Below are 6,474 nucleotides of genomic sequence, written 5' to 3'. Positions count from 1 at the left end.
GATGTCGTCTGGGTCAACGGCTACGGCTTTCCCATCGGCAAGGGCGGACCGATGTTCTGGGCCGGGCTTGCGGGCGCGGGCAAGATCGTCGAGCGCCTGGAGTATTGGCACCGGCGGACCGGACGGGCGATTTTCGAGCCGGCGCCGGCGTTGAAAAGGTTTGCCGAGACGGGATCGTGGGAGGGCGCGGGCGGCGCCCCGTAACTTCGTCATTCCAGGGCGAAGCGAAGCGTAGACCCTGGAATCCATGCCGGAACTTCAAGCGAAGAATGCGACGGTGCAGAACAGGCATTGGCGCAGCCGTTGCTGGTTCTGCGCCGTTGAGGAGCGGATCCTCGGGTCTGCGCGCGTCGCTTCGCTCCTTGCCCCGCCCGTGGATGACGAACGCGAAAGCGCAACCAAATTTGACCATGTGGACAAATCTCACCCACCGTTCCATAGTCCCCGGCGTCTGACATTTTTGGAACGGCCGGCTCGACACGGCTGTCGAACAGAGGGGCACTTCATGGAAAACGACCGTAGCAAAACGCAACGCGCCGGCCTGTCGCGGCGCAACCTGCTGGAACTTGGCGCGCTCGGCCTCGCGGCCACCGTGCTGCCCAGCGCGGCCTTCGCCAAGGACAAGAAGCTGAAGGTGGCGGCGATCTTCGCCACGCCGATCGAGGAGCCGTGGGACAACCAGATCCATGTCGCCCTGCAGAAGGCCGAGAAGGAACTGGGCATCGAATACAAATGGTCGGAAAAGGTGCAGACCGCCGACTTCAGCCGCGTCATGCGCGAATATGCGCAAGGTGGCTACCAGCTGGTGCTGGGCGACGCCTTTGCCGCCGAGCGCGAATCACGCCGCACGGCCAAGCAGTTCCCGAAAACCGCATGGCTGTTCGGCTCCGGCGCCGGCCCGGCCGAGCCGAATTTCGGCGTCTTCGACAACTGGATCCATGAGCCGGCCTATCTCTCCGGCATGATCGCCGGAAAGATGTCGAAGTCCGGCACGGTCGGCGCGGTCGCGGCGATGGGCATTCCGGAAGTGAACCGCCTGGTCAACGCCTTCTTCGCCGGAGCCAAGGAGGTCAATCCGAACGTCAAGAAGAAGGTCGCCTTCATCGGCTCCTTCTTCGATCCGCCCAAGGCCAAGGAAGCGGCCGTCGCGCAGATCGACGCCGGCGTCGACGTCATCTATGCCGAGCGCTTCGGCGTCATCGAGGCGGCAGTGGAGAAGAAGATCTACGCCATCTCCAACATGTCCGACCAGTCGAGCCTCGGGCCGGATACGGTGATCACAGGCCCGGTCTGGGACATGTATCCGACGGTCGAGCAGGCGATCAAGCTGGTCAAGGCCGGCGTCTTCACCGCGCAGGACTATGGCGATTTCTCGCGCATGGCCAAGGGCGGCTCGTATCTGGCGCCCTACCACAAGTTCGACAAGACGCTGCCCGCCGAGGTGAAGGAACTGGTCGAGAAGAAAAAGGCCGAGATCCTCGAAGGCAATTTCCGCGTCGACGTCGACGAGAACACGCCGGTTTCGGATTGATGCATTTTTGAGGGTGGCGCGAGGCCCCCCTCTCTGTCCTGCCGGACATCTCCCCCTCAAGGGGGGAGATCGGCAGTTTCGGCGACGGCGCTTTTCCTGCAACGCCGGAGATTGGCGAAAGCCGGCGTGACATCTGATCTCCCCCCTTGAGGGGGAGATGGCCGGCAGGCCAGAGAGGGGGGCCTAGCGCTGCCCTTCGCGGTTAGCCGGATCGCAAATCCAGGGAGCACCCTTGTCCGCCCCACTCATCGAAATGCGCGGCATCACCAAGAGCTTCGGCGCCGTCAAGGCGAACGAGGCCGTCGACCTCAGCGTCGCACCCGGCGAAATCCTCGGCCTGCTTGGCGAGAATGGCGCAGGCAAGACGACGCTGATGAACGTGCTGTTCGGCGCCTACGCGCCGGACGCCGGCGAGATCCTGGTCGAAGGACGGCCCGTCGCCATCCACAATTCGGCCGATGCGCTCGCCGCCGGCATCGGCATGGTGCATCAGCATTTCCACCTCGCGCCGCGCCTCACGGTGCTGGAAAACCTGCTGATCGGCATTCCCGGCAAATCCGGCCGCATCGACCGTGCGCGCGGGCTCGCCCGGCTCACCGAAATCAGCCGGCAGTATGGGCTGAGCCTCGATCCGAACCTGCCGGTGTCGGCGCTGTCGGTCGGTGAGCAGCAGCGGCTGGAGATCATCAAGGCGCTGTTTCGCGGCGCGAAGCTTTTGATCCTCGACGAGCCGACTGCCGTGCTGGCGCCAAGCGAAGTAGACGGCCTGTTCGCCGCCCTGCGCTCGATGGCGGCGCAGGGGCTCGGCATCATCTTCATCTCGCATAAGCTGAACGAGGTCCGGGCGCTCACCCATCGCTGCGTCGTGCTGCGCCATGGCAAGGTCGCCGGCCGCGTCGACCACCCGGCAGAAACCACCTCGGCCGAGATGGCCAGACTGATGTGCGGCCACGAAATCGTCCCGCCGGTCAAGGAGGCTTCGACGCCCGGCGCCGCCGTGCTGACGCTCGACGGCATTTCCACCGCCGGCCATGCCGGCACGCCGCTGCGCGACGTCTCGCTGGTCGTCCGGGCGGGCGAGATACTCGGCATCGCCGGCGTCTCCGGCAACGGCCAGCGGGCGCTGGCCGATGTCATCTCCGGCATGCTGCCGCCAAGGGCCGGCACGATGACGATAGCCGGCAAAACGGCGACGCAATTCTCGCCGCGCGAGCTGCAGGCGCTTGGCCTCGGCCGCATCCCGGAAGACCGCATGACCACCGGACTGGTCACCAACCTGCCTCTAGCCGATTCCATGGTTCTGCCGCGGATCGGCACCGAGGCCTTCAGCCGCAAAGGCCTGCTCAACCCGGCGGCGATCCGCGCCTTCGCCGAAGAACAGATCAAGGCCTACGACATACGCTGCCCTGGCCCGATGGTGCGCGCCGGCGCGCTCTCCGGCGGCAACCTGCAGAAGGCGCTTTTGGCACGCGAGCTCGCCTTCGACCCGAAAGTGCTGATCGTCTCGCAGCCGACGCGCGGCCTCGACATCGGCGCCGCCCGCTTCATCCACGAGAAATTCCTCGCGATGCGCGCCAAAGGCTGCGGCATCATCGTCATCGGCGAAGACCTCGAGGAATTGCTGATGCTCTCGGACCGCATCGCGGTGATGTATGAGGGCCGCATCGCCGGCACGCTTATCAGCGCCGATGCCACCGTCACCAGGCTCGGCTTGATGATGACCGGCGCCGGGCAGACCGAGGAGGCGGCCTGATGTTTCGCCTCGAAGCCCGCACCTCGACACCCGCCTGGTTCAATCTGGCGCTGCCGCTGATCGCCATCGCCGCGACGCTCATTCTGTGCAGTGGCCTGATCGCCATCGCCGGCGCCGGCGTGATCGAGGCCTATGGCGTGATGCTGTCGGCCTCGCTCGGCGACAGCTACGCCATCACCGAGACGCTGGTGCGCGCCGCCCCGATGATCTTCACCGGCCTTGCCGTGGCGATCGCCTTCCGCGCCAAATTCTGGAACATCGGCGCCGAGGGGCAGCTGCTCGCCGGCGCGGTGGCGAGCTGCTTTGTCGGCGCGATCCCGATGCCGGGCACCCTCGCCATGCTGTTGATGGCGATTGTAGGCGCCGCCGCCGGCGCGCTCGTGGCGCTGGTGCCGGCGACGTTGCGCATCAAATTCAAAGTCGACGACGTGGTGAGCTCGCTGCTGCTAAACTCGGTCATCTATTACGCGCTGATGGCGCTGATCGAAGGGCCGTGGAAGGACACCTTTTCCGGCTACCCGATCTCGCCACCGATCGAGGATTCCGCCAACTTCCCGGTGCTGATCGAAGGCACGCGGCTGCATCTCGGCGTCGTCGTGGCGCTGATCGCAGCACCGCTTTGCTGGTTCCTGATCGCCCGCACCACGCTCGGCTTTAGGATCCGCGTCACCGGCGAGAATCCGGAAGCGGCGCGCTATGGCGGCATCAACGTCCAGCGCGTGCTGCTCTCGACCGCCCTGCTCTCCGGCGCGCTGGCAGGCCTGGCCGGCGTCGGCGAGGTTGGCGGCGTGCATTTCCAGGTGATGAGCGACATCTCGCCGGGCTATGGCTATTCCGGCATCGTCGTCGCCATGCTCGCCAGGCTCAACCCGCTCGGCGTGGTGCCGGCGGCGATCTTCCTGGCCGCCGTCATGACCGGCGCCGAGGCGATGTCGCGCGCGACCGGCGTGCCGGCTTTCCTGAGCGACGTCATCCAGGGCACGGCGCTGCTTGCCATGCTGGTGGCGCTGCTCTTCACCGCCTACCGCATCCGCCGCGTGGGAGCGCAGACATGAGCGCGGTGTTCGAGCAGATTTTCCAGGTCGGCTTCCTCGCCGCCATCATCCGCATCGCCACGCCGCTCGCTTTCGCCACACTCGGCGAAATGTTTTCCGAACGCGCCGGCGTGCTCAATCTCGGCATCGAAGGCATCATGCTGCTCTCGGCCATGGCCGGTTTCACCGCCGCCAGCCTCAGCGGCAGCCTGTGGCTGGGCGTGCTGGTGGCCGTGCTGGTCGGCGCGCTGATGGGCGCCCTGCACGCGCTGTTCACCGTCGCGCTGGGCCTCAGCCAACATGTCTGCGGCATCGGCGTGACCTTGTTCTCATCCGGTCTCGCCTATTTCCTCTATCGGTTGATCTTCGGCCAGCAATCGGTGCCGCCCAGCATCGACGGCTTCAAGCTGGCGCCGATCCCGCTGCTCTCGGACATACCGGTGATCGGCCCTGCCGTGTTCAACCAGTTCACGCTGGTCTATATGGCGATCATCGCCGTTCCGCTCGCCGCCTTCGTGCTCTACCGCACGCCATGGGGGCTCGCGGTACGCATGGTCGGCGAAAACCCACGCGCGGCGGATTCGGCCGGCGTCAGCGTCATCGCCACGCGCTTCCAAGCGGTGATCCTCGGCGGCGCGCTGATGGGGCTTGCCGGCGCCTTCCTCACCATGGCGCAATTCAATGCCTTCACCTTCGGCGTCGTCTCCGGCCGCGGCTGGGTGGCGATCGCGCTGGTCGTGTTCGGTCGCTGGGACCCGTGGCGCTCGGCAGGGGCTGCGCTGCTCTTCGCCTTCGTCGACGCGCTGCAATTGAGGATGCAGGCGAGCGGTCTCGGCCACATCCCCTACGAAGCCTTCCTGATGCTGCCCTTCATCTTCACCATCGTTGCCATGGCCTTCATGTCGCGCAACGCAGTGGCACCCTCGGCGCTGCTGAAGCCGTTCAGAAGGGAAGAGCGGTAGGCGCGGATTTCCTCACCCCCGCAAAGCGGGGGAGAGGTTGCCGCGAAGCGGCCGGAGAGAGGGCTGCGCCGACGGTTGCTCTTTCGGCGCCGCGTTTGCCCCAAATTCTCAGCCGGTTCACGCAGGGCGTCCCCTCTCCGTCTCGGCTTCGCCGAGCTACCTTTCCCCACTTTCGTGGGGCTAGGAAAAGCCTCAGATCGCCGTGAACGCGTTGTCGACAAACAGATGCGCGCCGTTGACGAAGCTGGACTCGTCGCTGGCCAAAAACAGCGCCGCCTTCGCCACCTCTTCCGGCTCGCCGATGCGGCCCTGTTGCGCGGCCATGGCGGCATCGGAGACATCGACGCCGAGCTTGCCGAGATCCGCCACCTCGCGCAGACCATGCGGCGTGCGGATGAAGCCGGGGCAGACGGCGTTGCAGCGGATGTTGCGGTCGCGGAACTCCACCGCGATGGCGCGGGCGAACATGTGGCAGGCGCCTTTTGTGGTGTCGTAGAGCACCTCGTTCGGCGTCGCCGCCACCGCCGAGATCGACGAGGTGCAGACGATCGAACCGCCGCCGGCCGCGATCATGCCGGGCAGCACCGCGCGCGTCATCAGGAACATCGAGCGGACATTGACGGCATGCAGCCAGTCCCATTCCTGCAGCGTCGTCTCCAGGAAGGGCTTTATCACGATCGTGCCGGCATGGTTGAACAGCACCGTGACCGGACCGAGCTCATCCGTCGCCGCTTTCACCGCCGCCTCGACCTGCGCCTCATCCGAAACATCGGCCACGAAATGCTCCGCCACATGGCCCCGCGCCCGGATCGCCGCCACGGTCTTGCCGGCCGCCTCGCCATTGCGGTCGACGATCGCCACCTTGGCGCCTTCGGCGGCGAACAGCTCGGAAGCCGCCCCGCCCATCCCCGTCGCGCCGCCCGAAACGATGGCGACCTTGCCCGCCAGCCTTCCACCCATTTTTGTCTCCCTGGATTCCGTGAGTGTTTTAGATGCTATCGCGTCGCGCGGGGAATGGCCAAGCGCTCAAAGGAGGCCGTTTTGCCACTGAAAGTCCGTGGTTCCAGGCATTTGTCGGGCAGCCCATGCTCCGCTTGCTCGCTGGATCTTCCACTCTGGAGGAGCACGAATTACCCTGGATTGCACCATCCCTGAGAACATTCTCCCAAAAATCCTTGAAAAATAGCAATCGAC

6 protein-coding genes are annotated in these 6,474 nt (G+C 65.7%); 5 read left to right on the top strand and 1 reads right to left on the bottom strand.

Features of this window, described 5'->3' with window-relative positions; all coding sequences use genetic code 11:
* From EOA27_RS17045 to EOA27_RS17020, 5 genes are all read left to right on the top strand, one after another.
* On the top strand, window positions 1-204 hold a 204-nt coding region (locus EOA27_RS17045), incomplete at its 5' end, for a hypothetical protein (protein WP_145970384.1).
* Between the two features lie 301 nt (window positions 205-505).
* Complete coding sequence (locus tag EOA27_RS17040; protein WP_126080543.1) at window positions 506-1,531, top strand: BMP family protein; 1,026 nt, start codon at window positions 506-508, stop codon at window positions 1,529-1,531.
* Between the two features lie 232 nt (window positions 1,532-1,763).
* Window positions 1,764-3,284, top strand: a complete 1,521-nt coding sequence (locus EOA27_RS17030; protein ID WP_126080542.1) for an ABC transporter ATP-binding protein — start codon at window positions 1,764-1,766, stop codon at window positions 3,282-3,284.
* On the top strand, window positions 3,284-4,339 hold the full coding sequence (locus EOA27_RS17025) for an ABC transporter permease (RefSeq protein ID WP_126080541.1): 1,056 nt from the start codon (window positions 3,284-3,286) through the stop codon (window positions 4,337-4,339). The genes EOA27_RS17030 and EOA27_RS17025 overlap by 1 nt, the downstream gene beginning before the upstream one ends.
* Window positions 4,336-5,280, top strand: coding sequence for an ABC transporter permease (locus EOA27_RS17020; protein ID WP_126080540.1), 945 nt, complete (start codon window positions 4,336-4,338; stop codon window positions 5,278-5,280). Before EOA27_RS17025 ends, EOA27_RS17020 begins: the two co-directional genes overlap by 4 nt.
* A 192-nt stretch (window positions 5,281-5,472) precedes the next feature.
* On the opposite strand, the gene EOA27_RS17015 is transcribed toward EOA27_RS17020, so the two are convergent.
* Entirely contained in the window at window positions 5,473-6,240 is a 768-nt protein-coding gene (locus EOA27_RS17015) for an SDR family oxidoreductase (protein WP_126080539.1), read from the bottom strand.
* Window positions 6,241-6,474: the final 234 nt, after the last annotated feature.

The organism is Mesorhizobium sp. M2A.F.Ca.ET.037.01.1.1 (genome assembly GCF_003998075.1).
Lineage (GTDB): Bacteria > Pseudomonadota > Alphaproteobacteria > Rhizobiales > Rhizobiaceae > Mesorhizobium.
The sequence above is the reverse complement of the archived record's forward strand: the minus strand, read 5'-3'. Positions and strand labels throughout refer to the sequence as shown.

Bases quoted from the DNA above. Each gene is read 5' to 3' on its own strand.
- EOA27_RS17015 (WP_126080539.1), bottom strand. From the start codon at position 6,240: ATGGGTGGAAGGCTGGCGGGCAAGGTCGCCATCGTTTCGGGCGGCGCG.
- EOA27_RS17040 (WP_126080543.1), top strand. From the start codon at position 506: ATGGAAAACGACCGTAGCAAAACGCAACGCGCCGGCCTGTCGCGGCGC.
- EOA27_RS17020 (WP_126080540.1), top strand. From the start codon at position 4,336: ATGAGCGCGGTGTTCGAGCAGATTTTCCAGGTCGGCTTCCTCGCCGCC.
- EOA27_RS17025 (WP_126080541.1), top strand. From the start codon at position 3,284: ATGTTTCGCCTCGAAGCCCGCACCTCGACACCCGCCTGGTTCAATCTG.